Raw genomic sequence first — 22323 nt, forward strand, 5'->3', positions numbered from 1 at the left:
ACCCCTCACCCTGAATCCGACAACAGACTGAAGATTTTCTTACCGAGTACCCGCGCACTCAGGCCAGACAGGCAACAAGGCTTGGCTTGTACAAGCTTGAAGTTGTATTGTCGTCACATGGAGGAGTACGACGTCTACGTACTGGATGGCTGCAGCAAGTGGATGAACTCGCTGCCCACCAGGGAGTACGACGCCTTGGCGGCTCGGATCGACCTGCTGGCCGAGCAAGGTCCGGCGACGCCACGACCGACGGTCGACACGATCAAGGGATCGCGGCACCAGAACATGAAGGAACTGCGGTGCGGCAAACTGCGCGTGCTGTTCGCCTTCGATCCGCAGACCCAGGCGGTGCTGCTCCTGGGTGGCAGCAAGCAAGATCGCTGGATCGAGTGGTACCGGGAAAACATCCCGATCGCCGACGATCTCTACGACGAGTGGCTCGGCAATCTGGGGCGGAATCCGGGGTGGGCGGACGATCCGTACGGTGATGGAGGGATGGACAGATGACACATCGGAAGTGGAAGGACGTACGGGCCGAGCGGATCGACAGCCCGGAGGCCGAGGCGCGAGTCGCCGCTCAGCGGGAGGAGGCGCTGGCCGAGCAGCGGGCCTTCCGGCTGGCGGAGGTTCGTCAGCAGCACGGGGTCACGCAGGTGCAGTTGGCCGCGACTATGCACATGAGTCAGGCGGCGGTCTCGTCGATCGAGCGTGGTGAGTTGAGCAGGTCCGAGCTGAGCACGATCAGGAAGTACGTCGAGGCGCTCGGCGGCAAGCTGGAGGTTGTTGCCAGCTTCGGGGACGAGAAGCTGGTCCTCGGTTAGACCGCGACCCAAGGCGCAGTGGGGGAGGCGCCGGGTTGGAAGCCGTGGGACGAGGCGACGGCTGCTGCCTCCGTCAGGCCGGTGGCCAGGGCTTCGGGGAGGTGGGCGTCGCTGCCGAAGGTCAGGAGATTGCCGCCTTCCTCGTGCCACCAGGTGAGGATCGTGGGGGCGAGGGGGAGGCGGGTGTTGTACTCGAGGGCCCGGTTCGCGGTGGCCAGGGCTCGGAGGGCGGTGCGGAGCTCGTCCTCGAAGTCGTGGGGGTCGAAGGGGCCGGGCCAGGAGCGGACGGGGTAGTCGATGTGGCCGAGGGTGGTGAACGCCTCGGTGGCGGCGATCATGCGGGGGAGTTCGGCGAGGTAGGCGCGGAAGACGTCGGGCGCGGGGTGGTGGGGGAAGAGTTCCCAGGGTTCTGCCATTTCGCCGGTGAGCGGGTCGGGGAGGCAGTGGAGGGAGCCGATGACTCGGTCGAACGGGCCCTGGGCGAGGAGGGCGGTGACTTCGGGGACGTGGAGGTGGGGCTGGCCGATCTCCAGGCCGGTGAGGATCTGGAGGTCGGGGTAGCGGGCTCGGCAGCGGGCGATCGAGTCGAAGTAGCCGGCGACGTCCAAGGGCGGCGCGTGCAGGATGCCGTCCTGGACGAGGTCGGGGAACTTCGGCGCGAGGAAGCCGGCGCGGAACGGCGTGAAGTCGACGTGTTCGGTGAAGGCGACGGCGGGGAGGCCGAGGGCGACGGCTCGGGCGCAGGTCTCCTGCATGTTGCCCTGGTCGGCGTCCCAGGAGAACTGGGTGTGGACGTGGCCGTCGGTGGGGAGTCGCATGGTTCCAGTCTGCGGCAGCAGGCGCGACCGGGCCCGGCGTGCCCGGGGAGGATTGCCCTGGGCAACGGTATTGGTTCCTCACAGGTTGACTACGAAATCCGGGAACGGCGCTCGGAGCCCTTACCGTTGGAGGGTGGCAACCGGCAGGGGCGGTCGCAACGTCGTTCGGTCGTTGAACAAGTTCATCGGCGTGAGCGTGCTGTCGGGTGCGTTGGCGGCGGGGCTGGTGATTCCGTTGACCGGGCTGGTCGACGTGAGCGCGCAGAAGGTGTCGGACACCGTCGAGCGGCTGCCGCAGGAGCTGAAGGCCGAGCCGTTGCAGGTGCGGAGCCGGATCTTCGCGGCCGACGGGAGCCTGATCGCGACGCTGTTCGAGCAGAACCGGGTGCCGGTGCCGCTGAACCAGGTCAGCAAGCTGATGCGGCAGGCGATCGTCGCGATCGAGGACTCGCGGTTCTACAGCCACGGCGCGCTGGACGCGAAGGGCACGCTGCGCGCGCTGGTCCGCAACCAGACCGAGGGCTCGGTGCAGCAGGGCGGGTCGAGCATCACCCAGCAGTACGTGAAGCTGAGCCTGATCGAGAAGGCCCGGACCGCGGAGGAGCGGCAGGCGGCGACCGCGGTCACCTACCAGCGCAAGCTGACCGAGCTGCGGTACGCGATCGCGCTCGAGAAGGAGGTCTCCAAGGACGAGATCCTGGAGCGCTACCTGAACCTCGCGAACTTCGGCGACGGCGCGTACGGCGTCCAGGCCGCGGCCCAGCACTACTTCCGGACCACCGCCGGCCGGCTCGACCTCCCGCAGGCCGCGCTGCTCGCCGGCCTGGTGAAGAACCCGACCGGCTACGACCCGACGAACAACCTGAAACGCGCCAAGGACCGCCGCGACGTGGTGCTGCGCCGGATGCACGAGCTCGGCCTGATCTCGGCCAAGCAGCTGAACGACGCGATCCGGACGCCGGTCGTCGACCTGAAGAAGATCCAGAAGGTCCCGAACGGCTGCGCCGGTTCGCGGTACCCGTTCTACTGCGAGTACGCCGTCTCGAAGCTGCTCCAGAACCCGGCGCTCGGCGCCACCGTCAAGGAGCGCGACCACTACCTGAAGACCGGCGGCCTGTCGGTGACGACGTCGATCGACCCGCGGATCCAGGCCGCCGCGCAGGCGTCGATCAACGAGCACACCAAACCGCGCGACACCGCGATCGCGGCGATCACCGTGGTCGAGCCGGGGACCGGCGTGGTCAAGGCGATGGTGCAGAGCAAGCCGTACGGGAACGGCAAGTACGAGACGGCGTACAACTACAACGTCGAGAAGTCGTACCCCGGCGGGTACGGCGGTTTCCAGAACGGCTCGACGATGAAGGCGTTCACGGTCGCGGCGGCGCTGACCAAGGGCCTGCCGCTGGACTACCGGATCAACTCGCCGCAGCAGATCGACCTGCGCGGGAAGCGGTTCCGGACCTGTACCGGGTACACACGCGACCCGGAGTACCAGCCGAAGAACTCGACGAAGAGCGGCGACCTGACCATGGTCGAGGCCGCGCGGTACTCGACCAACACCTACTTCCTGCAGCTCTCGCAGCGGACCGGCCTGTGCGTGCCCGCGCAGATCGCCGCGCGGCTCGGGATGTACAACGCGCAGACGCTCGGCCCGCTCGACCAGGTCGTCTCGTTCACGCTCGGCGTCGGCTACACGACGCCGCTGATGCTGTCGAACGCGTACGCGACGTTCGCCGCGCGCGGCAAGTACTGCACGCCGGTGCTGGTCACGGGGATCCGCGACGGCTCCGGCAAGCCGGTCAAGACACCCGGCCCGTCCTGCAAGCAGGCGATCTCACCGCAGGTCGCCGACGGCGTGAACCGGGTGCTGAGCGCCGTCATGGAGCCCGGCGGCACCGGCGGCCGCCTCAACTTCGGCAACTGGGACCTGGCCGGCAAGACCGGCACGATCCAGGACAACCGCGCCGTCTGGTACGCCGGTTACGCGCCGAACCTGGCCGCCGCGTCGGTCGTCGCCGACGCCAACCTGCCGTACACGAACCTGATGTACGGTCACACCCTCGACGGCCGCGACATCCGCGACCCCACCGGCTCCGGTACCGCCGGCCCGCTGTGGAAGACCGCGATGCAGAAGGCGCTCCCGGGCATGCCGGTCCGGCGCTTCACAGCACCGCCCGCCAAGATGCTCGGCGGAGGCGACGCGGACAAGAAGAAGCCCGCCGACGACGAAGACGACGACAACGACGACCGCAACGACAACCGCGGCCGCCGCTGAATCACGCGTCGACCAGCGCCGCGTGCTTCCCCGTCGTCAGCGAGTGCCCCCGATCCAGCATCTGCTCCGCGATCCGGTCGATCGCGACCGAGAAGTCCTCACTCGTCTCCCAGTCCTCCAGCCGCTCCAGCAACCAGCGGCGATAGGCCCCGACGAACCGCTGGAACATCTCCAGCCCGTACGGCGTGAACCGGTAATGCCCCAGCACCTCCGACAGGTACCCGTCGGCAACGAGTTGAGCAGCCAGCGGCTCGAACACCCCCGGCGGCACCTTCAGATCCCCGGTGATCTCCGCCAACGTCGCCGACCCGTTCTCGGCGCCGCCCCGGAACACCCGCATGATCATCCAGGCCTGCGCCGTGTTCAACGGGATCCCCGACTCCGCCAGCACCTCCGGCGCAGGCGACCGCTTGTGGTTCTGCACGATCAGCGCGACCAGCTTCTGCAGTTCGTGCTCGGAGTCGAACGACGCCGGCGCCGCGAAGCTCTCGCCGACCCCGGAGTTCCCACCGGCAGTCATCCGAGCCGTGTCCCGCAACGGCACCTGCTTGAGCAGCAGCGCGACGACGAACCCGAGCGCAGCGACCGGTACGGCGGTGAGGAAGACGACGTGCAGCGCGTCGGCGTACGCCGCGGTGACGGGCTCGCGGGCGGCCGGAGGCAGCGACCGGACGCCCTCGACCGAGGACGCCAACCGTGGATCGACGCCCGCGGGCAACGCCGCCGCCAGCTTGGCCGGCAGCTCGGAGGCGTAGATCGACCCGAAGACCGCGACCCCGAACGAGCTGCCCATCGTGCGCAGGAAGCTCACCCCGGAGGTCGCCACTCCGAGGTCCTTGTAGTCGACCGTGCTCTGCACCACGACCGTCGGCACCGGCATGCAGAGCCCGACCCCGAGCCCGAGGACGACCATGAACAGCGCGGTCGTCCAGTACGCCGTGCTGTTGCCCATCAGTGACAGCAGGTACAGCCCGCCGCCGATCAGCACCGTCCCGATGATCGGGAACGGCCGGTACCGCCCGGTCTTGCTGATCACCTGTCCGACGCCGATCGACGCGACCAGCAGCCCGAGCACCAGCGGCAGCATCTGCAGCCCGGAGTCGGTCGCCGAGGCGCCGTGCACGTATTGCAGGTACGTCGGCAGGAACGTGACCCCGCCGAGCATCGCGAACCCGATGATGAAGCTCAGGACCGCGCACACCGTGAACACACCCGACCGGAACAGCCGCATCGGCAGCAACGGTTCGGCCGCCCGCTTCTCGACCGCGACGAACAGCCCGAGCGCGATCAGCGACCCGACCGCCATCGCCAGGATCACCGGCGACGTCCAGTCGTACTCGTTGCCACCCCAGGTCGTGACCAGGGTCAGCCCGGTCGCGGCCAGCCCGATCAGCAGGATCCCGAGGTAGTCGATCTTCGGCCCGACCGCAGCCTTCACCGACGGCAGCGTGAACGACGCGACCACCAGTACGACGATGCCGAGCGGGATGTTCACGTAGAACGCCCAGCGCCAGTTCAGCTGGTCGACGAACAGCCCGCCGAGCAGCGGCCCGGCGACCGTCGAGACGCCGAAGACCGAGCCGATGAAGCCCTGGTACTTGCCGCGTTCGGCCAGCGGTACGACGTCCGCGATCACCGCGGTCGAGGTGACCAGCAGCCCGCCGGCGCCGAGGCCCTGGATCGCGCGGGAGCCGACCAGCCAGAGCATCGAGTCGGCCATCCCGCACAGCGCCGACCCGGCCAGGAACAGCACGACGCTGATCAGGAACATCCGCTTGCGCCCGTACAGGTCGCCGAACTTGCCGACCAGCGCGGTCATGATCGTCTCGGCCAGCAGGTACGCCGTGACCACCCAGGACAGGTGGTTGGCGCCGCCCAGGTCGCTGACGATGGTCGGCAGCGCGGTCGCGACGATGGTCTGGTCGAGCGCCGCCAGCAGCATGCCGAGCATGATCGCCACCACGACGGCGTTCCGGGTCGCCCGGCCGACGGGCTGTGCCTCGGTGTCCATGAGCTGAATGTAGCCAGCCGACGACACACAGCGACCGCAGAACCGCCGCAACGAGGTTGCAATCGCAGTCCGTAGCATGGGGACGTGCCATCGACACTGCCTGAGGGAGAGGTCGCGCCCCGGGACGGGTCGCTGCCGGACGCCGCCGTCGCCGAGTCCGCCACCAGGCCGTTCGGGTTCTACCTGCACGTCCCGTTCTGCGCCTCCCGCTGCGGATACTGCGACTTCAACACCTACACCGCCAAGGAGCTCGGCGGCGGCGCTTCGCAGGCGTCGTACGCCGACACCGCCGTGCAGGAGGTCCGGCTCGCGCGCCGGGTGCTGCCGCACGACAAGCAGGTCGACACCGTCTTCTTCGGCGGCGGTACGCCGACGCTGCTGCCCGCCGCGGACCTGGGCAAGATGCTGAAGGCGGTCCGCGACGAGTTCGGGCTCGCACCGGACGCCGAGGTGACCACCGAGGCCAACCCCGAGTCCGTCGACCAGCGCTACCTCGAGGAGCTGCTCGAGGCCGGCTTCACCCGGGTCAGCTTCGGCATGCAGAGCGCGTCGTCGCACGTGCTGAAGATCCTCGACCGGCAGCACACGCCGGGTCGCGCGCTGGACGCCGTGAAGGAGGCGACCGCCGCGGGGTTCCGGCACGTCAACCTCGACCTGATCTACGGGACGCCGGGGGAGACGCTCGCCGACTGGCGCGCGTCGCTGGAGTCGGCGCTGTCCGCGCAGCCCGACCACGTCAGCGCGTACGCGCTGATCGTCGAGAACGGCACCCAGCTGGCCCGCCGGGTCCGCCGCGGCGAGCTGCCGATGCCGGACGACGACGACCTGGCCGACAAGTACGTGCTCGCCGACGACCTGCTCAGCGCCGCCGGCCTGACCTGGTACGAGGTGTCGAACTGGGCCAACGCCGACGACGCCCGCTGCCGGCACAACGAGCTCTACTGGCGCGGTGACACCTGGTGGGGGATCGGCCCGGGCGCGCACAGCCACGTCGGCGGCGTCCGCTGGTGGAACGTCAAGCACCCGAGCGCGTACGCCGAACGGATCGCGGCCGGCGACAGCCCGGCGTACGCGCGGGAGCTGCTCGACGAGGAGACCCGCCGGGTCGAGCGGGTGCTGCTCGAGATCCGGCTCCGGGCCGGACTCCCGGTCGCCGTCCTGGACGCCGAGGGGCGCGCCGCGCTGCCCGGGATGGACGGGCTGGTCGTGATCGAGCACGATCGGCTGGTGCTCACGCGGCGTGGTCGGCTGCTCGCCGACGCGGTGGTCCGCGACCTGTTGCCGTAGGCCCGTTTCTGGCCGCAAAAGTCAGGACAAGTCAACAAACTCCCAGGTAACAGAGCACACCGTCATCGGCGTGGTGCTGTCGGTGACCGGATCGGCCGGTATGTACTGACCAAGGTGCACCGGTATCTCAGCGTGACGATGTGGTCCTTGACACATCCGGTTGAAACGCTCGAAACTCAGGTCACTTTCCGAATGGGGAGCGCTCTCAACCCGTCCGAACCACAGGGAGCAACTCACATGCGGCCCAAGGCCCGCCTCCGCCCCCGTAGTACCGCCGTCGTGCTCGCCTGCAGCCTCACCCTGCTGGTCAGCGCCTGCGGCGGCAGCCCCGACCGGTCCACCGGCGCGTCCGGCGCCGACGGTCCCCGGGTCGACCTGACCATCGCGACCTTCAACGAGTTCGGCTACGGCGACCTGTACCGCGAGTACGAGGCCGCGCACCCGAACGTGAAGATCACCGAGCGCCGCGCCGAGACCGTCGACGAGCACATCAAGAACCTGGAGACCAACCTGGCCTCCGGTTCCGGGATGGCCGACATCGAGGCGATGGAGGTCAGCTGGATCTACAAGTACCTGGCCAAGGCCGACAAGTTCGTCGACCTGCGCGACTACGGCGCCGACGACCTGTCCGGCCGCTGGCTGGACTGGAAGGTGGCCGGCGCCACCGCGCCCGGTGGCAAGATCATCGGCTACGGCACCGACATCGGGCCGGAGGCGATCTGCTACCGGCGCGACCTGTTCGCCAAGGCCGGGCTGCCGACCGACCGGGCCGAGGTCGCCAAGCTCTTCCCGGACTGGGCGTCGTACTTCTCCTACGGCCGCCGGTTCAAGGCGAAGATGCCGAACTCGGCCTGGTACGACTCGGCGGTGCTCACCTGGGAGGCCATGCGCAACCAGCTGATCGAGGCCTACTACTCCAACCAGGACCGCTACCTCGGCGAGGACAACGAGCTGCTGTCGCGGACCTGGAACCAGATCGTCGCCGGCAGCGACGACGGCCTGTCGGCCAAGCTGCCGGCCTGGAGCGACGCGTGGACGCGGGCGTTCCGGTCCGACGCGTTCGCGACGATGGCCTGCCCGGGCTGGCTGCTCGGCGTGATCGCGGACAACGCGGGCAGCTTCGGCAAGGGCAAGTGGGACGTCGCGGACGTCTTCCCCGGCGGCGGTGGCAACTGGGGCGGCTCGTACCTGACCGTGCCGACCCAGTCGACGCAGCCGGAGGAGGCCGCGAAGCTGGCCGCCTGGCTGACCGCGCCGGAGCAGCAGATCAAGGTGTTCAAGAAGGTCGGGTCGTTCCCGTCCACCGTCGACGCCTACGACGCCGAGCAGGTGAAGTCGCAGGTCAACGCGTACTTCAACAACGCACCGGTCGGGCAGATCTTCATCAACCGGGCCAAGAACGTGATCCTCAAGCAGCACAAGGGTCCGCGCGACGGTGAGATCAACCAGGTCTTCACCAACGCCCTCGAACGCGTCGACCAGGGCAAGCAGGGTCCGCAGGCGGCCTGGAAACAGGCGCTCCGGGAAGCCGACAAGGCCGCCAACACCCGGGCCGGCAACTAGAACCTAGTGGCCGGCACCCAGCGTGCCGGCCAGCCGGTCGCGGCGCTCGGCGCTGGCGGCGTTCAGGCCGACGATCTCGACCGTCTTGCCGTACCGGGCGTACTTGGTGCTGATCGCGTCCAGCGTCGCGACCGTGGACGCGTCCCAGACGTGCGAGTCGGTCAGGTCGACGATCACCCGGGCCGGGTCGCCGCGGTAGTCGAACTGGTGCACCAGGTCGTTGCTGGAGGCAAAGAACAGCGCGCCGGTGACGGCGTACACCTTGGTGTCCGGCTCGGAGGTCGGGACCTCCGCGACCTGGGTGAAGTGTGCGACCCGGCGGGCGAACAGCACCATCGCGACCAGCACGCCGACCACGACACCGATCGCCAGGTTGTGGGTCGCGACGACGACCACGACCGTCGCCAGCATCACCGAGGTCTCGCTGCGCGGCATCCGGCGCAGCGTCCGCGGCCGGATGCTGTGCCAGTCGAAGGTGCCGACCGAGACCATCACCATCACCGCGACCAGCGCGGCCATCGGGATCAGCCCGACCAGGTCGCCGAGGCCGACCAGCAGCACCAGCAGGAAGCCGCCGGCCAGGAACGTCGAGATCCGGGTCCGGGCGCCGCCGCCCTTCACGTTGATCATCGTCTGGCCGATCATCGCGCAGCCGCCCATCCCGCCGAACAGGCCGGTGATCACGTTCGCGACGCCCTGGCCCCAGGCCTCGCGGGTCTTCACCGAGGGTGTGTCGGTGACGTCGTCGACCAGCTTCGCGGTCATCAGCGACTCCAGCAGCCCGACCAGCGCCATGCCGAGTGCGTACGGGCCGATGATCCGCAGCGTGTCCAGCGAGAACGGCACGTTCGGCCAGAACAGCGACGGCAGGCTGTCCGGCAGCTCGCCCTCGTCCCCGACCGTCGGTACGCCGGAGTGCGTGATCAGCACGATCGCGGTGACGACCAGGATCGCCACCAGCGGCGCCGGTACGGCGGTCGTCAGCCGCGGCAGGAACACCATCACCAGGACGCCGAGCGCGACCAGCGGGTAGACCAGCCACGGGACGCCGACCAGGTGCGGCAGCTGGGCCAGGAAGATCAGGATCGCCAGCGAGTTCACGAAGCCGACCATCACCGAGCGCGGGATGAACCGCATCAGCCGCGCGACGCCGAGCAGCCCGAGCACCACCTGCAGTACGCCGGCCAGCAGCACGGTCGCGATCAGGTAGTCGAAGCCGTGGTCGCGCATCACCGGTGCGATCACCAGCGCGACCGCGCCGGTCGCGGCCGAGATCATCGCCGGCCGGCCGCCGAGGAACGCGATCGAGATCGCCATCGTCACCGACGCGAACAGGCCGACCCGGGGGTCGACGCCGGCGATGATCGAGAAGCTGATCGCCTCCGGGATCAGCGCCAGCGCGACCATCAGGCCGGACAGCGCCTCGGTCTTGAGCAGCCGCGGCGAACGCAGAGCGGCCCGTACGGACGTGACGGGCAGAGCTGACTCGGGCGTCAGCGAGGTCATCGGGATCTCCCAGGGTGAGCGGTGGCAGAGGCCACACCGCCGAGCGACTTTACCCGAGCCGGAAATCGATCACCCGACCGGGAAACGGCCGTGAGACGGATATAGCCGACCCGGTGGCCCGAAAGGCATTACCGTGTGAAGGTCAGATCGCGTCAAGGAGGTCCCAGTGGCATTCGATCCGCACGCCGGTGGGACTCCGACGTTGGAGCAGGTGGCCGCGCTGGCCGGGGTCTCCCGGGCCACCGTGTCCCGGGTGGTGAACGGTTCGCCGAAGGTGCTGCCGGACACGGTCGCCGCGGTCGAGCGGGCGATCGGCCAGCTCGGCTACGTGCCGAACCGGGCCGCCCGCGCACTGGTCACCCGGCGTACGGACTCGGTCGCGCTGGTGGTGCCCGAGCCGGACAGCCGGGTCTTCTCGGACCCGTTCTTCGCCGGGATCCTGCGCGGCGTGAGCCGGACGCTGGCGCCGACGTCGTCCCAGCTGGTGCTGCTGATCGAGCCGTCCGAGGGCGACGACCAGCGCCTGCTGCGGTACCTGCGCGGCGGGCACGTCGACGGCGCGATCATCGTCAGCCACCACGGCCGCGACAACGTGCTGCAGGAGCTGGCCCAGCTGCCGCTGCCGATCGTCTTCAGCGCGCGGCCGATCGGCGTCGAGGTGCCGGTCGCCAGCGTCGACGTCGACAACGTCGCCGGGGCCCGTACGGCGGTCGAGTACCTGCTGTCGAAGGGCCGCAAGCGGATCGGCAGCATCGCCGGGCCGCCGGACATGACCGCAGGTCTGGACCGCCTGGCCGGGTACCAGCAGGTCGTCGCGGAGGCCGGCTTCGCCGAGGCCGTGGCGTACGGCGACTTCACCGCCGAGGGCGGCGAGCAGGCGACGATCCAGCTGCTCGACGAGCACCCGGATCTGGACGGGATCTTCGTCGCCAACGACCTGATGGCGACCGCGACGCTGCGCGTGCTGTCGCAGCGCGGACGCCGGGTGCCGGACGACGTGTCGGTGGTCGGCTTCGACGACTCGGTGGTCGCGACGACGACCACGCCGCAGCTGACCACGGTCCGGCAGCCGGTCGAGAAGCTGGGCTCGCGCCTGGCCGAGCTGCTGCTGGCCAAGATCGGCGGCGCCGACCTGACCAGCCCGGAGATCTACAACACCGAACTCGTGGTGCGCGGCTCGGCCTAGGGTGGGTCGTTCTGGAAGGCGAACTGGACGCGGATCGACGAGTCCAGCGAGACGACCAGCGTGGTGTTCGACGGGTTCCACTTCTCCGGGACCAGGAACAGGCGGTTGTCGCCGACAACGAGCAGCCGCAGGCCGCGGTAGCGGTAGTTGAAGGTCTGGCCGGTGCTCGGCCGCAGCGCGGTCTCGTCGAGGCCGGGGGAGCGCAGCTGCAGCCGTTCCTTGGTGTCGAGGACGACCGCCGGGAACTGGCCGAGGTTCTGCGCGTCCGACTTGGCCAGGCCGCGGCCGGAGTACTCGGCGGTCGTCGCCGTGGCCCAGAACGCGCAGGTCGTGGTGACGACGCCGAGCAGCACGATCAGTACGACGGGCGCCCGGCGGTTGCCGAGCCGCGAGGCGGCGTACGAGAGGTAGCCGAGCGCGGCCGCGGCGACGCCGATCACGATCGGGACGACCAGCGCGTAGTACGCGACGTGGCCGATCACGGGGTAGAGGAACAGGCCGACGACGCCGAGCATCAGCAGGACGGCGGCGGCCGCGGCTGTTCGGCGTACGGTCAGCTCGGTGGGGTGAACCGCGTTGTGCAGCAGCAGACCGGCGACGGCCAGCAGTGTGAGGACCAGCAGCGGGACGAGCAACGGCTGCGGGCTGCGCATCACGTAGTCCTGCGTGCTGAGCCCGATCGTGTCGACGTCGATGCCGAAGTACGCGTACTGCGAGCGCGCGGAGACGTAGCCGAAGTAGAACAGCAGCGCGCTGACCAGCGTGACCGGCGCGACGATGCCGGCGGCGAAGCTGACCCAGCGTTCGAGCTGGGCGCGTTCCTCAGCCATCCGGGCTCGGCGAGTCGCCGGCCTCGACGGAGATCGTCAGCCCGCCGATCTGCAGGTAGTCGCTCTGGACCTTGCTGCAGACGGCGTCGGAGTCGCAGGTCACGTCGGCGTACACGTTGAGCACGGTCTGCCCCGGCCCGGCCTTCTCCAGCGCGAGGTAGCAACTGTCCGCGCCGCTGCCGAACTGGGTGCCCTCGACGCACGGCGGCCCGATCTCCGCGCAGTTGCCGGAACCGAACCGGACCACGGACTCGTCGGTCAGCTCGTACCGCACCGCCACGATCTCGACCCCGGACGGCAGCTCACCCGATCCCCAGGCGGGCGAGAAGCAGGCCTTGCCCTCGTCGTCGAACTCGACCTGACCGCCGACCGGCAGCTTCGCGTTCTTGATCGCCGGTTTGTTCTCCGGCGGCTGCGGCTTCTCCGGCTCGGTCGGCTCCACCGACGGCTCGTCGGTGCTCTCGGTCTGCACCGGAACGCTGGTGCCGCTGCTGTTGTCGTCGTCGCCGGCTTCGGTGCTGCTGCCGGCACACCCTGCCAGGCACAGCACTAGCAGAACCGTCGATGCCTTCGCCCATCGGGACATCAGCATCACCCCCACCCACCAGAGTGATCCGGGTAAGGCGTGTCGGCAACAGTTCGGACCTGGTTTGTTCACTCTCCGCTGCCGAACTCTGTTTCTGTAGTTCCGCCCGTGGTATTCCTCGTAGTGGACGAGGGGGGAGACCATGTCCGACCACGAGATCCGGATCGCGCTGGTGCTCAACGGAGGCGTCAGTCTGGCGGTCTGGATGGGCGGTGTCACGCACGAGCTCGACCTGATCCGGCGCGCGTCGGCCGACGGCCAGGCGCCACCGTCACAGCCGTACGACGAACAGCTGGCGCAACGCTGGCGCGAGCTCTGCCGCCGCGACGGCGAGCACCGCAAGCTCGTCGTCGACGTCATCGCGGGGACCAGCGCGGGCGGCCTGAACGGGTCGTTGCTGGCCACCGCCGTCTCGCACGGCTCGACGCTCGACCCCGGTGACGACGACGGCCCGTGGCTGCGGCAGAAGTGGGTCGGCCTCGGGTCGCTCGAGGTCGGCAAGCTGGTCCCGGCGGTCGGCAAACCGTCCACGTCGGTGCTCGACGGCGACTACTTCCTGACCGAGCTCAAGCAGTTGCTCAAGGGCGTCGCCGGGGGCGCGCCGACGACGGCGGCCGAGCCGGTGACGCTGTTCGTGACCGCGTCCGGGCTCGGGGTGCAGCAGTTCGAGGCCAAGGACGCGGCCGGGCAGCGGTTCGTCGTACCGGACCATCGGTACCTGTTCTGCTTCACCAGCGAGCAACGCGCCCTGTACGACGGCGCCACCCGCACGTTCTCGGTCGACCCGGTCAACGGGCTCAGCGACACCAAGCTGCTGGCCCGGGCCGCGCGGGCGTCGGCGTCGTTCCCGGTCGCGTTCGGGCCGGTGCTGGAGACGCCGAACATGGCGACCAACCCGCCGCGCCTGCAGCCCGGTGCGCACACCGGGTCGGGCGCCTGGCTGGTCGACGGCGGGGTGCTCGACAACGCGCCGTTCGGGCCGGTGCTCGACGTCGTGGCGCGGCGGCCGGTGACCGGCAAGGCGAGCCGTTACGTGCTGTACGTCGTACCGTCGTCGGGGATCGGGCTGGCCGCGACGAGGTTGCCCGAGGCAACCGAACCGGGCTGGCAGGTGGCCGCGCTGTCGGCCGTGCAGTTCCCGCGCGAGGTCGACTTCCGCTCCGACGTCGAGCAGCTGGAACGGCTGCTGCTCGAGGCGGACGCGTCCTGGTCGGACACCCAGCGGATGTACGACCGGTGCGCGCGGACCCCGGAGAACCGCGCCGCCCTGCACAAGGCCGCGGCGCTGCTGCAGCCGACGTACTCGCGTGGTCGTGCTGCCGGTGGGGTCTGGGAGGCGGTGACGGTCGCGTCGCCGGACCACTCGACGGTGCTCGACGCGGCGACGGCGCTGTCCGAGGCCGAGGTCGACGAGATCCTCGAAACCGACCATCCGTGGGTGCCCGGGCCGGACGGATCGACGGCGTTGCTCCGGGAGGACGCCGACGGGAATCCCTTGTGGCCTTGGGGAACGGGCGCGGCCGAGCGCGTCGTACGGCTGGTGCTGCGGTCGTTGCGGACGCAGATCGACAGCAGTGCGCCGGACGACCGCGAGGTGCTGGAGAAGTGGCTGAAGGCATCGAGTGACGCGTTGCTGAAGGTCCAGGCGGTCCGGGACGCGCTGGCTTCGGAGCTGGCGAAGGCCGACCTCGACCTGCGCCCGGCCGGTGGCGCTGAGGCGGTCGCGGTCGGGCTGAACGACATCTTCGAGGCGCTGCAGATCCAGCGCGCGCTCGGCGAGGAGTTCGCGACGCTGGTCGCGGCGGTCGGGCCGGTGATGGTGGAGACCGCGCTCGAGGTGGAGATCATCTCGCGCTGCACGTCGGCGCGGACGCCGCAGCAGCGCAGTGCGCCGTTCCAGTTCCTGCGGCTCGGACCGGACATCCCGCTGACGCTGCTCGACGAGCTGCCCGAGGGGTCGATCGCGAACGATCTGAAGGACCGGATCCTGTACGGCACGCAGGTCGGGCACTTCGGCGCGTTCGGGGCGGCCGAGTGGCGGCGCTGGGACTGGCTGATGGGCCGGCTGCACTGCGTCGCGCACCTCGGCGCGATGCTCGGCGCCGAACCGGACTGGATCCGCGAGACGCAGCGGCAGGTGCTGACGTCGGAGGGCTGGACGGCCGAGGAGCTGGCCGCGCAGGTGCGCCGGCTGGCCGAGGACTTCCCGGTCGACGCCGGGCTCGGTGCGCTGACCACGATGCGCGACGAGCTGAACGGGTCGAAGGCCGGCAAGGCGACGACGCGAGGGCTGGCGGACCGGCTGGTCGACGTGTCGGGCGGGCTGAACCCGAAGGTCGGCGACTGGGTGAAGGCGTCGGCGGCGCGCAAGAACGAGCCGCGGTCGTGGCTGCTGCGGGCGGTGCGGTGGTTCACCAAGCCGGCGCGGGAGACGGTGTGGAGCCGGCTGATCCGCAAGCCGGAGCTGCAGCCGGTACGGCGGCCGCTCGTGTTCGAGCCGTGGCTGCCGATCGCCGCGGCGGGTGTCGGCGTACTGCTGCTGGTGGTCGCTGGGCTGGTGAGCGCCGGCGGCGTACGGATCGTTGCCGCGCTGCTGTCCGGGGTGGTGCTGGCGCTGGCGGCGGTGCTGTTCGTGGTGTCTTGGTATGTCCGGCGGGCCCGGCAGCAGATCCGCCGCTGGATCGCTGCCCGGCTTCCGGAAATCAGTCCATCGTCACGAAATCGATGAGCTCCTCGACCCGGCCGAGCAGGGCGGGGTCGAGGTCGGCGAAGCTCTTCACCTTGGACAGGATGTGCTTCCAGGCCGCGGCGACGTCGGCCTGGTCGGTGGCCGGCCAGCCGAACGACTTCAGCACGCCCTTCTTCCAGTCCTCGCCGTACGGGATCTTCGGCCAGGCCGCGATCCCGACCGAGGACGGCTTAACCGCTTCCCAGATGTCGATGAACGGGTGCCCGACGACGAGCACGTGCCGGTTGTTCACCTGGGCCGCGATCTTCGACTCCTTCGAGCCCTCGACCAGGTGGTCGACCAGGACGCCGAGCCGCCGGCCCGGGCCGGGCTGGTAGCGGTTGACGATCGCGGGCAGGTCGTCGATGCCTTCCAGGTACTCGACGACGACGCCCTCGATCCGCAGGTCGTCACCCCAGACCCGCTCGACCAGCTCGGCGTCGTGCCGCCCTTCGACGTAGATCCGGCTGGCCCGCGCGACCCGCGCCCGGACACCCTCGACGGCGACCGACCCCGACGCGGTCTTGGTCTTCTTGGCCGGCCCCGCCTTCTTCGGCGCGACCAGACTCACCGGCTTCCCGTCGACCCAGAACCCCGGGCCCATCGGGTAGGTCCGGATCTTCCCGAACCGGTCCTCCAGGTCGACGACCCCGTGCTCCCACCGGACCACCGCCCCGACGAACCCCGACGTCGGCTCCTCGACGACCATGCCCTTCGCGAGCTCGACGTCGACGGTCCGCCCGTTCTTGGGCTTGCGCCAATCCCCGGCCAGCACGTCGTTCCCATACCTGTCAGCCACCTGCCAACCCTATGCGGCCACGAGTGCCTCACCCGTCAGCCACACGCCCCTAGAACGTCTGTACGGCGTGCGTCGCGCGGTCGGCGCGGTGCGGGAACGCGATCGTCAGACCGAGGTAGACCAGGAGGCCGGCGGCCAGGCCGACGACCCAGGAATAGTCGTACAGAGGTTGCAGGAACGGGATCAGCCCGTCCTCCGGGAAGGGACCGGAGCCGGGAGCCGAGTAGGCGCCGCCGACGGCGAGGACCGAGCCGACCAGGGTGGCGACGACCGCTCGCCAGTTCCAGCCGGCGTCGTACCAGTAGCGGCCGCGCGGCAGGTACAGGTCGGCGAGGAACAGGTTGGTGCGGTCGATCATCCAGTAGCCGGCGATCAGGACGCCGGCGACCGAGGCCAGCAGGCCGCCGTAGAAACCGAGCCAGGCGAAGATGTAGATGCTCGGGTCGGTCAGCAGCCGCCAGGGCTGGATCAGGACGCCGATCACGCCGGTCAGCAGGCCCGCCGTACGGAAGGTCAGCCAGCGCGGCAACGCGTTCGCGAAGTCGTACGACGGACTGACCACGTTCGCGGCCACGTTGCACGACATCGTCGCCAGGATCGCCATCACCAGGCCGACCGTGACGACGACTGGGTTCTCGAAGCGCCTGGTCAGCTCGACCGGGTCCCAGATCGCCGAGCCGTAGACGATCACCGTGCCCGAGGTGGTGACGATCGAGACCAGCGCGATGAACGACATCGTGGTCGGCAGCCCGATGATCTGCCCGATCACCTGCTGGCGCTGGCCGGCGCCGAACCGGGTGAAGTCCGGCATGTTCAGCGACAGCGTGGCCCAGAACGCGATCATCCCCATCAGCGCCGGCGCGAAGATCTTCCAGAAGTCCGCGTCCCAGCCGAGCGTGGACGGCTGCGACAGGATCGGGCCGGGCCCGCCGGCCTTGACCAGGATCGCGATCATCAGCGCCAGGAACGCGACCGTGACCAGCGGCGCCGCCCAGTTCTCGAACCGGCGCAACCCCTCGATCCCGCGCCAGATCAGCCACATCTGCAGCAGCCAGAAGAACGCGAAGCTCAGCCACAGCGTCCACGGGTGCCCGCCGACCGACGCGGCGTCCCGCCAGCCCGAGCCGGCCAGCTCACCGACGATGACGTGGATCGCCTGCCCGCCGATCCAGGTCTGGATTCCGAACCAGCCGCAGGCGACGAAGGCCCGCAGCAGCGCCGGGAAGTTGGCGCCGCGGACGCCGTAGAAGGCGCGCGCGAAGACCGGGAACGGGATCCCGTACTTGGTCCCGGCGTGGCTGTTCAGCAGCAGCGGGACGAGCACGATCAGGTTCCCCAGCGTGATGGTGAGGAAGGCCTGCAGCCAGTTCATCCCGAGCGCGACCAGCCCGGACGCGAGCAGGTAGCTGGGGATGTTGTGCGCCATCCCCATCCACAGCGCGGCGTAGTTGTACGTCGTCCACTTGCGCTCCGCGATCCGCGTCGGCGCGAGCTCCTCGTTGCCGTACCGGCTCTGCGTGACCACGCTCGGGTCGGCGAGCTCGACCCGGCCGTCCGGGTGATCGAGCTGATCGGTGTTGACCATTGGTGCCACCCCATCCCGTCGATGCCTCGCAACAACGTGCGGGACGAGATGTCACCGTGTCAACGGATCACCACGATCAGTGCTCGGGTCCCAGCAACGGCAGCGTCGGCCGGCGCGGTGCACCGAGTACGCCGTACCCGCGGCGGATCGCCTGCTCCAGGTGCTCGACCGGCCAGGGCCAGTCGTCGGTGTGCTTCAGCGCGTCGTCGAGCGACGTCCCGCCGTGGTGCAGCCCGGAGATCGTGTTCGCGACCGTGCCGAGGTCGCCGGCCTGGTTGCGGACGTACTCCGGGTCGACCACCGCGCCGTGGCCCGGGACGACCTTCGAGTCCGCGCCGAACAGCCCGATCACCCGGTCCAGCGTCTCCGGCCACTCCAGCGGGTACGAGTCGTCGCCGTACGCCGGGGGAGCGGACTCCTCGACCAGGTCGCCGACGAAGAACACGTCCACGTCCGGGACGACGACCACGACGTCGCCGTCGGTGTGCGCGTTGCCCAGGTGCAGCAGCTCGACCCGGCGGCCGCCCAGGTCGATCACCTTGGCCACCGCGAAGGTGTTGTCAACGGCAACCAGTTCGGTGGCGGCGACCTCGGCCAGCACCTCGGCCGGGACGTCCGGGTACGCCGGGTCGGTGCCCGGGTGGTCGCGGTAGTGCTCCTGCAGCGCCGGCCCGCGCTCGGCCAGCGCGGCCGCGGCGTTCTCGTGCGCGTAGCTCGCGGCCTCGGTGAAGGTGGCGTTGCCGAAGGTGTGGTCGAAGTGCGCGTGCGTGTTCACGACCCACTTCACCGGCTGGTCGGTCAGCTCGCGGATCTCGGCCAGCACCTGCTCGGCCTGCGCGGTCGAGGCCCGCGGATCGATCACCAGGGCGCCGTCGTCGCCGACGACCAGCCCGACGTTCAGGTCCCACTCGCGATACCGGCGGACCCAGCATCGATCACCCAGCTCGGTCCACTCACTCATGGCACCGACCTTAGCCGCGGGCTCAGCGGGTCAGTACGTCGCCCTGCTGCACGTCGGACTTGTCCAGCCCCTTCAGCAGCAGCCCGACGTTGTCGCCGGCGACCGCCTGCTTGCTCGTCTTGCGGAACATCTCGATCCCGGTCACGACGGCCCGCCGGACCTCGGCGCCGCCGCGCTGGATCACGACCTCCTCGTTCACGTGCAGCACCCCGGACAGCACCCGTCCGGTGACCACCGTGCCGCGGCCCGTGATCGAGAACACGTCCTCGACCCGGAGCTCGAACGAGGCGCCGCCGGGCACGGCGTCCTGCACCCGCGGCGCACCCGCCGGTACGACGTCCTGCGGCCGCTCGTCGTTCTTCCAGAACTTCCATCCCATGCCCGGGAGCCTAGGCCCTGGCCGGTTCCGGCAAACGATATCCACCGGCTGGAAAGGGGCTTGTAGGCCACGATCGGCGCGCTTAGGGTCGCCTAGGCGGTGCAACAGATCCGATCTCTGAAGGGCAGGCAGCGTGACGACACGACGGGCACTGGTGGTCCGGGGCGGCTGGGAAGGTCATCTCCCGGTCGAGGCGACCGAGCTGTTCATCCCCTTCCTGCGCGACAACGACTTCGAGGTGACGGTCTCCGACAGCACGTCGGCGTACCTCGACCTGGACGGCACCGACCTGGTGCTGCAGTGCATCAGCATGGGTGAGATCACCAACGAGGAGGCCAAGGGCCTGGAAGCGGCCGTTCGGGCCGGGACCGGTCTGGCCGGCTGGCACGGCGGCATCGTCGACTCGTTCCGCAGCAACGCCGACTACAGCTTCATGACCGGCGGCCAGTTCGTCTCGCACCCGGGCGGTTTCGTCGACCACCGGATCGAGGTGGTCGCCGAGCACCCGATCGTCGAGGGCATCGAGCACTTCGACCTGCACACCGAGCAGTACTACGTGCACGCCGACCCGACCAACAACGTGCTGGCCACCACGACCTTCCGGGCGCACCCGGACTACCCGTGGATCGAGGGCGCGACGATGCCGGCGGTCTGGACCCGCACCTGGGGCGACGGCAAGGTCTTCGTCTGTACGCCGGGCCACAGCCTCGCCGACCTGGACACCCCCGAGGTCCGCACGATCATCGAGCGGGGGCTGCTGTGGGCGAGCAAGTGACGCGCGTCGGCATTGTCGGGACCGGTGTGATCAGCGGCACCTACCTGGACCACCTGGCCAAGCTGCCGGGCGTCGAGGTCGCCGCGGTCGCCGACCTGGACGTCGCGCGGGCGCAGACCGTCGCGGACGCGCACCCCGGCGTCCGGGCGCTGTCATCGGACGACCTGATGGCCGACCCGGACGTCGAGATCGTGCTCAACCTGACCATCCCGGCCGCGCACGCGCCGGTGCACCGGGCCGCGCTCGAGGCCGGCAAGCACACGTACGGCGAGAAGCCGCTGGCCGTCGACCGGGCCGAGGCCAAGCCGCTGCTCGAGCTCGCCGAGGCGAAGGGGCTGCGGATCGGCTGCGCGCCGGACACCGTGCTCGGCACCGGCACCCAGACCGCACGGGCCGTCATCGACCGCGGCGACATCGGCGTACCGACGGCGGCCAGTGCGTCGTTCGTCACGCCCGGGCACGAGCTGTGGCACCCGGCGCCGGAGTTCTACTACCAGCCCGGCGGCGGTCCGCTGCTCGACATGGGCCCGTACTACGTGACCAGCCTGGTCACGCTGCTCGGCCCGGTCCGCCGGGTCACCGGGCGCGCGGGCCGGTCGCAGGACGAGCGCAAGGTGCACAGCGGGCCGCGGGCCGGCGAGACCTTCCCGGTCGACGTCCCGACGCACGTCACCGGCATCCTCGAGCACGAGTCGGGCGCGCTGACCACCGTGCTGATGTCGTTCGACGTCTGGGCCGCCCGGCTGCCCCGGATCGAGATCTACGGCACCGACGGCAGCCTGTCCGTGCCCGACCCGAACGCGTTCGACGGCGCGGTCGAGATCGCCACCTCGGCCCAGCGCGAGTGGACCGAGGTCCCGGTGGCCGGCGGGTACGCCGGGGCGGGGCGCGGTGTCGGGGTTGCTGACCTGGCGCGCGCGATCCGGACCGGGGGGCCGCACCGCGCCGACGGCGCGCTGGCCTTCCACGTGCTCGACGTCCTGGAGTCGCTGCTCGAGGCGGCGGCCAAGGACCAGCCGGTGGACGTCACCAGCACGGTCGAGCGACCGGCCGCAGTACCGTTGGGAGCCTCGCCCGAAACTGCCTGAGGCGCAAACCTCTGTCGCGGGTCGGTAGACTGGCACTCGGACTGTCTGAGTGCCAGTCGGGTTGCTGACCGCGGATGCTGAGAGAGGGTGGTGCGGGTGCTGGACGAGCGCAAACTGGACGTGCTCCGGGCCATCGTCGAGGACTACGTGGCCACCCACGAGCCCGTCGGCTCCAAGACCCTGGTCGACCGGCACAACCTCGGCGTCTCCCCGGCCACCGTGCGCAACGACATGGCCGCGCTGGAGGAGGAGGGGTACATCACCCAGCCGCACACCAGCGCCGGCCGGATCCCGACCGACGCCGGGTACCGGCTGTTCGTCGACAAGCTGAGCACGGTCAAGACGCTGTCCGCGGCCGAGAAGAAGGCGATCTCGTCGTTCCTCGGCGGCGCGGTCGACCTCGACGACGTCGTCCGGCGGACGGTCCGGCTGCTGGCGCAGATCACCCGGCAGGTCGCGATCGTGCAGTACCCGACGCTGATCCGGTCCAGCGTGCGGCACGTCGAGGTCGTCACGATGACCCCGCGGCGGCTGCTGCTGGTGCTGATCACCAGCACCGGCCGGGTCGAGCAGCGGATCGTCGAGGCACACGCCGACGTCGACGAGCAGCTCGTCGCCGACCTGCGCTCCCGGCTGAACTCCGCGCTCACCGGCCAGCGGCTGACCGACGCCACCACCGCGCTGACCGGCGTCGCCGAGACCTTCCCGCCCGCCGACCGGCCGTTCGTCGCGGCCATCGTGACGACGCTGCTGGAGGCCTTCACCGACGAGGGCGAGCAGCGGATCGCGGTCGGCGGCGCGGCCAACCTGACCCGGTACGGCGACGACTTCGAGCGGAACGTGAAACCCGTGCTCGAGGCGCTCGAGGAGCACGTGATCCTGCTCAAGCTGCTCGGCGAGGCGACCCACCCGCAGACCCTCACGGTCCGGATCGGGCACGAGAACCCGTACGAGGAGCTGGCCACCACCTCGGTGGTCGCCACCGGGTACGGCTCCAAGTCGGAGGCGCTGGCCACCCTCGGCATCGTCGGCCCGACCCACATGGACTACCCCAGCACGATGGGCGCCGTGCGCGCCGTCGCGCGCTACGTCAGCCAGATCCTGGCCGACTCATGACCACTTCGA

Annotated in this window: 19 protein-coding genes; 10 read left to right on the forward strand and 9 right to left on the reverse strand. The window is 70.0% G+C overall.

Annotated features, from left to right (window positions below; genetic code table 11):
* The first annotated feature begins 117 nt into the window (after positions 1-117).
* Both AB0M01_RS27780 and AB0M01_RS27785 read left to right on the forward strand, forming a co-directional pair.
* On the forward strand, positions 118-507 hold the full coding sequence (locus AB0M01_RS27780) for a type II toxin-antitoxin system RelE/ParE family toxin (protein WP_363674528.1): 390 nt from the start codon (positions 118-120) through the stop codon (positions 505-507).
* Complete coding sequence (locus tag AB0M01_RS27785) at positions 504-821, forward strand: helix-turn-helix domain-containing protein (protein ID WP_363674530.1); 318 nt, start codon at positions 504-506, stop codon at positions 819-821. The genes AB0M01_RS27780 and AB0M01_RS27785 overlap by 4 nt, the downstream gene beginning before the upstream one ends.
* Here AB0M01_RS27785 and AB0M01_RS27790 read toward each other — a convergent pair.
* Complete coding sequence (locus AB0M01_RS27790) at positions 818-1639, reverse strand: PHP domain-containing protein (RefSeq protein ID WP_363674532.1); 822 nt, start codon at positions 1637-1639, stop codon at positions 818-820. The two genes, AB0M01_RS27785 and AB0M01_RS27790, sit on opposite strands and share 4 nt — an antisense overlap.
* 133 nt (positions 1640-1772) lie before the next feature.
* Between AB0M01_RS27790 and AB0M01_RS27795 the strand changes: the two genes are divergently transcribed.
* On the forward strand, positions 1773-3914 hold the full coding sequence (locus AB0M01_RS27795; protein ID WP_363674534.1) for a transglycosylase domain-containing protein: 2142 nt from the start codon (positions 1773-1775) through the stop codon (positions 3912-3914).
* A gap of 1 nt (position 3915) precedes the next feature.
* On the opposite strand, the gene AB0M01_RS27800 is transcribed toward AB0M01_RS27795, so the two are convergent.
* Entirely contained in the window at positions 3916-5925 is a 2010-nt protein-coding gene (locus tag AB0M01_RS27800; RefSeq protein WP_363674536.1) for an MDR family MFS transporter, read from the reverse strand.
* Between the two features lie 84 nt (positions 5926-6009).
* Between AB0M01_RS27800 and hemW the strand changes: the two genes are divergently transcribed.
* Together hemW and AB0M01_RS27810 are read left to right on the forward strand one after the other, a co-directional pair.
* On the forward strand, positions 6010-7212 hold the full coding sequence (hemW, locus tag AB0M01_RS27805) for a radical SAM family heme chaperone HemW (RefSeq protein WP_363674538.1): 1203 nt from the start codon (positions 6010-6012) through the stop codon (positions 7210-7212).
* A gap of 237 nt (positions 7213-7449) precedes the next feature.
* Complete coding sequence (locus tag AB0M01_RS27810; protein WP_363674540.1) at positions 7450-8775, forward strand: ABC transporter substrate-binding protein; 1326 nt, start codon at positions 7450-7452, stop codon at positions 8773-8775.
* Positions 8776-8778: 3 nt separating this feature from the next.
* Here the strand turns inward: AB0M01_RS27810 and AB0M01_RS27815 are convergent, their stop codons facing one another.
* Entirely contained in the window at positions 8779-10281 is a 1503-nt protein-coding gene (locus AB0M01_RS27815; RefSeq protein ID WP_363674542.1) for a SulP family inorganic anion transporter, read from the reverse strand.
* Positions 10282-10447: 166 nt separating this feature from the next.
* Between AB0M01_RS27815 and AB0M01_RS27820 the strand changes: the two genes are divergently transcribed.
* Positions 10448-11467, forward strand: a complete 1020-nt coding sequence (locus tag AB0M01_RS27820; protein WP_363674544.1) for a LacI family DNA-binding transcriptional regulator — start codon at positions 10448-10450, stop codon at positions 11465-11467.
* On the opposite strand, the gene AB0M01_RS27825 is transcribed toward AB0M01_RS27820, so the two are convergent.
* The gene (locus AB0M01_RS27825; RefSeq protein WP_363674546.1) at positions 11464-12297 is read right to left on the reverse strand and encodes a hypothetical protein; all 834 of its coding nucleotides are present in this window, start codon (positions 12295-12297) and stop codon (positions 11464-11466) included. The two genes, AB0M01_RS27820 and AB0M01_RS27825, sit on opposite strands and share 4 nt — an antisense overlap.
* On the reverse strand, positions 12290-12883 hold the full coding sequence (locus AB0M01_RS27830; protein ID WP_363674548.1) for a hypothetical protein: 594 nt from the start codon (positions 12881-12883) through the stop codon (positions 12290-12292). The genes AB0M01_RS27825 and AB0M01_RS27830 overlap by 8 nt, the downstream gene beginning before the upstream one ends.
* A 142-nt stretch (positions 12884-13025) precedes the next feature.
* On the opposite strand from AB0M01_RS27830, the gene AB0M01_RS27835 reads away from it, so the two are divergent.
* Positions 13026-15611 (forward strand): DUF3376 domain-containing protein, encoded by a 2586-nt coding sequence (locus tag AB0M01_RS27835; RefSeq protein WP_363674550.1) that lies wholly within the window; start codon positions 13026-13028, stop codon positions 15609-15611.
* On the opposite strand, the gene AB0M01_RS27840 is transcribed toward AB0M01_RS27835, so the two are convergent.
* The 4 genes from AB0M01_RS27840 to AB0M01_RS27855 all read right to left on the reverse strand — a co-directional run bounded on the left by AB0M01_RS27840 (position 15586) and on the right by AB0M01_RS27855 (position 19335).
* Positions 15586-16410, reverse strand: coding sequence for a DUF3097 domain-containing protein (locus AB0M01_RS27840; RefSeq protein WP_363674552.1), 825 nt, complete (start codon positions 16408-16410; stop codon positions 15586-15588). The genes AB0M01_RS27835 and AB0M01_RS27840 overlap by 26 nt on opposite strands.
* Before the next feature lie 49 nt (positions 16411-16459).
* Positions 16460-17995, reverse strand: a complete 1536-nt coding sequence (locus tag AB0M01_RS27845; protein WP_363674554.1) for an NCS1 family nucleobase:cation symporter-1 — start codon at positions 17993-17995, stop codon at positions 16460-16462.
* Between the two features lie 76 nt (positions 17996-18071).
* Complete coding sequence (locus AB0M01_RS27850; protein WP_363674556.1) at positions 18072-18956, reverse strand: MBL fold metallo-hydrolase; 885 nt, start codon at positions 18954-18956, stop codon at positions 18072-18074.
* Positions 18957-18978: 22 nt separating this feature from the next.
* On the reverse strand, positions 18979-19335 hold the full coding sequence (locus AB0M01_RS27855) for an EF-Tu/IF-2/RF-3 family GTPase (RefSeq protein WP_363674558.1): 357 nt from the start codon (positions 19333-19335) through the stop codon (positions 18979-18981).
* A 133-nt stretch (positions 19336-19468) separates the two neighbouring features.
* On the opposite strand from AB0M01_RS27855, the gene AB0M01_RS27860 reads away from it, so the two are divergent.
* From AB0M01_RS27860 to hrcA, 3 genes are all read left to right on the forward strand, one after another.
* Positions 19469-20110: a ThuA domain-containing protein gene (locus tag AB0M01_RS27860; protein WP_363674560.1), complete on the forward strand. Its 642-nt coding sequence runs from the start codon at positions 19469-19471 to the stop codon at positions 20108-20110.
* Entirely contained in the window at positions 20095-21198 is a 1104-nt protein-coding gene (locus tag AB0M01_RS27865; protein ID WP_363674562.1) for a Gfo/Idh/MocA family oxidoreductase, read from the forward strand. Before AB0M01_RS27860 ends, AB0M01_RS27865 begins: the two co-directional genes overlap by 16 nt.
* 96 nt (positions 21199-21294) lie before the next feature.
* A complete protein-coding gene (gene hrcA / locus AB0M01_RS27870; protein WP_363674974.1) occupies positions 21295-22314 on the forward strand; it encodes a heat-inducible transcriptional repressor HrcA in 1020 nt (339 codons plus the stop codon).
* Positions 22315-22323 lie beyond the last annotated feature (9 nt).

Source organism: Kribbella sp. NPDC051770 (assembly GCF_040681455.1).
Taxonomy (GTDB): domain Bacteria; phylum Actinomycetota; class Actinomycetes; order Propionibacteriales; family Kribbellaceae; genus Kribbella.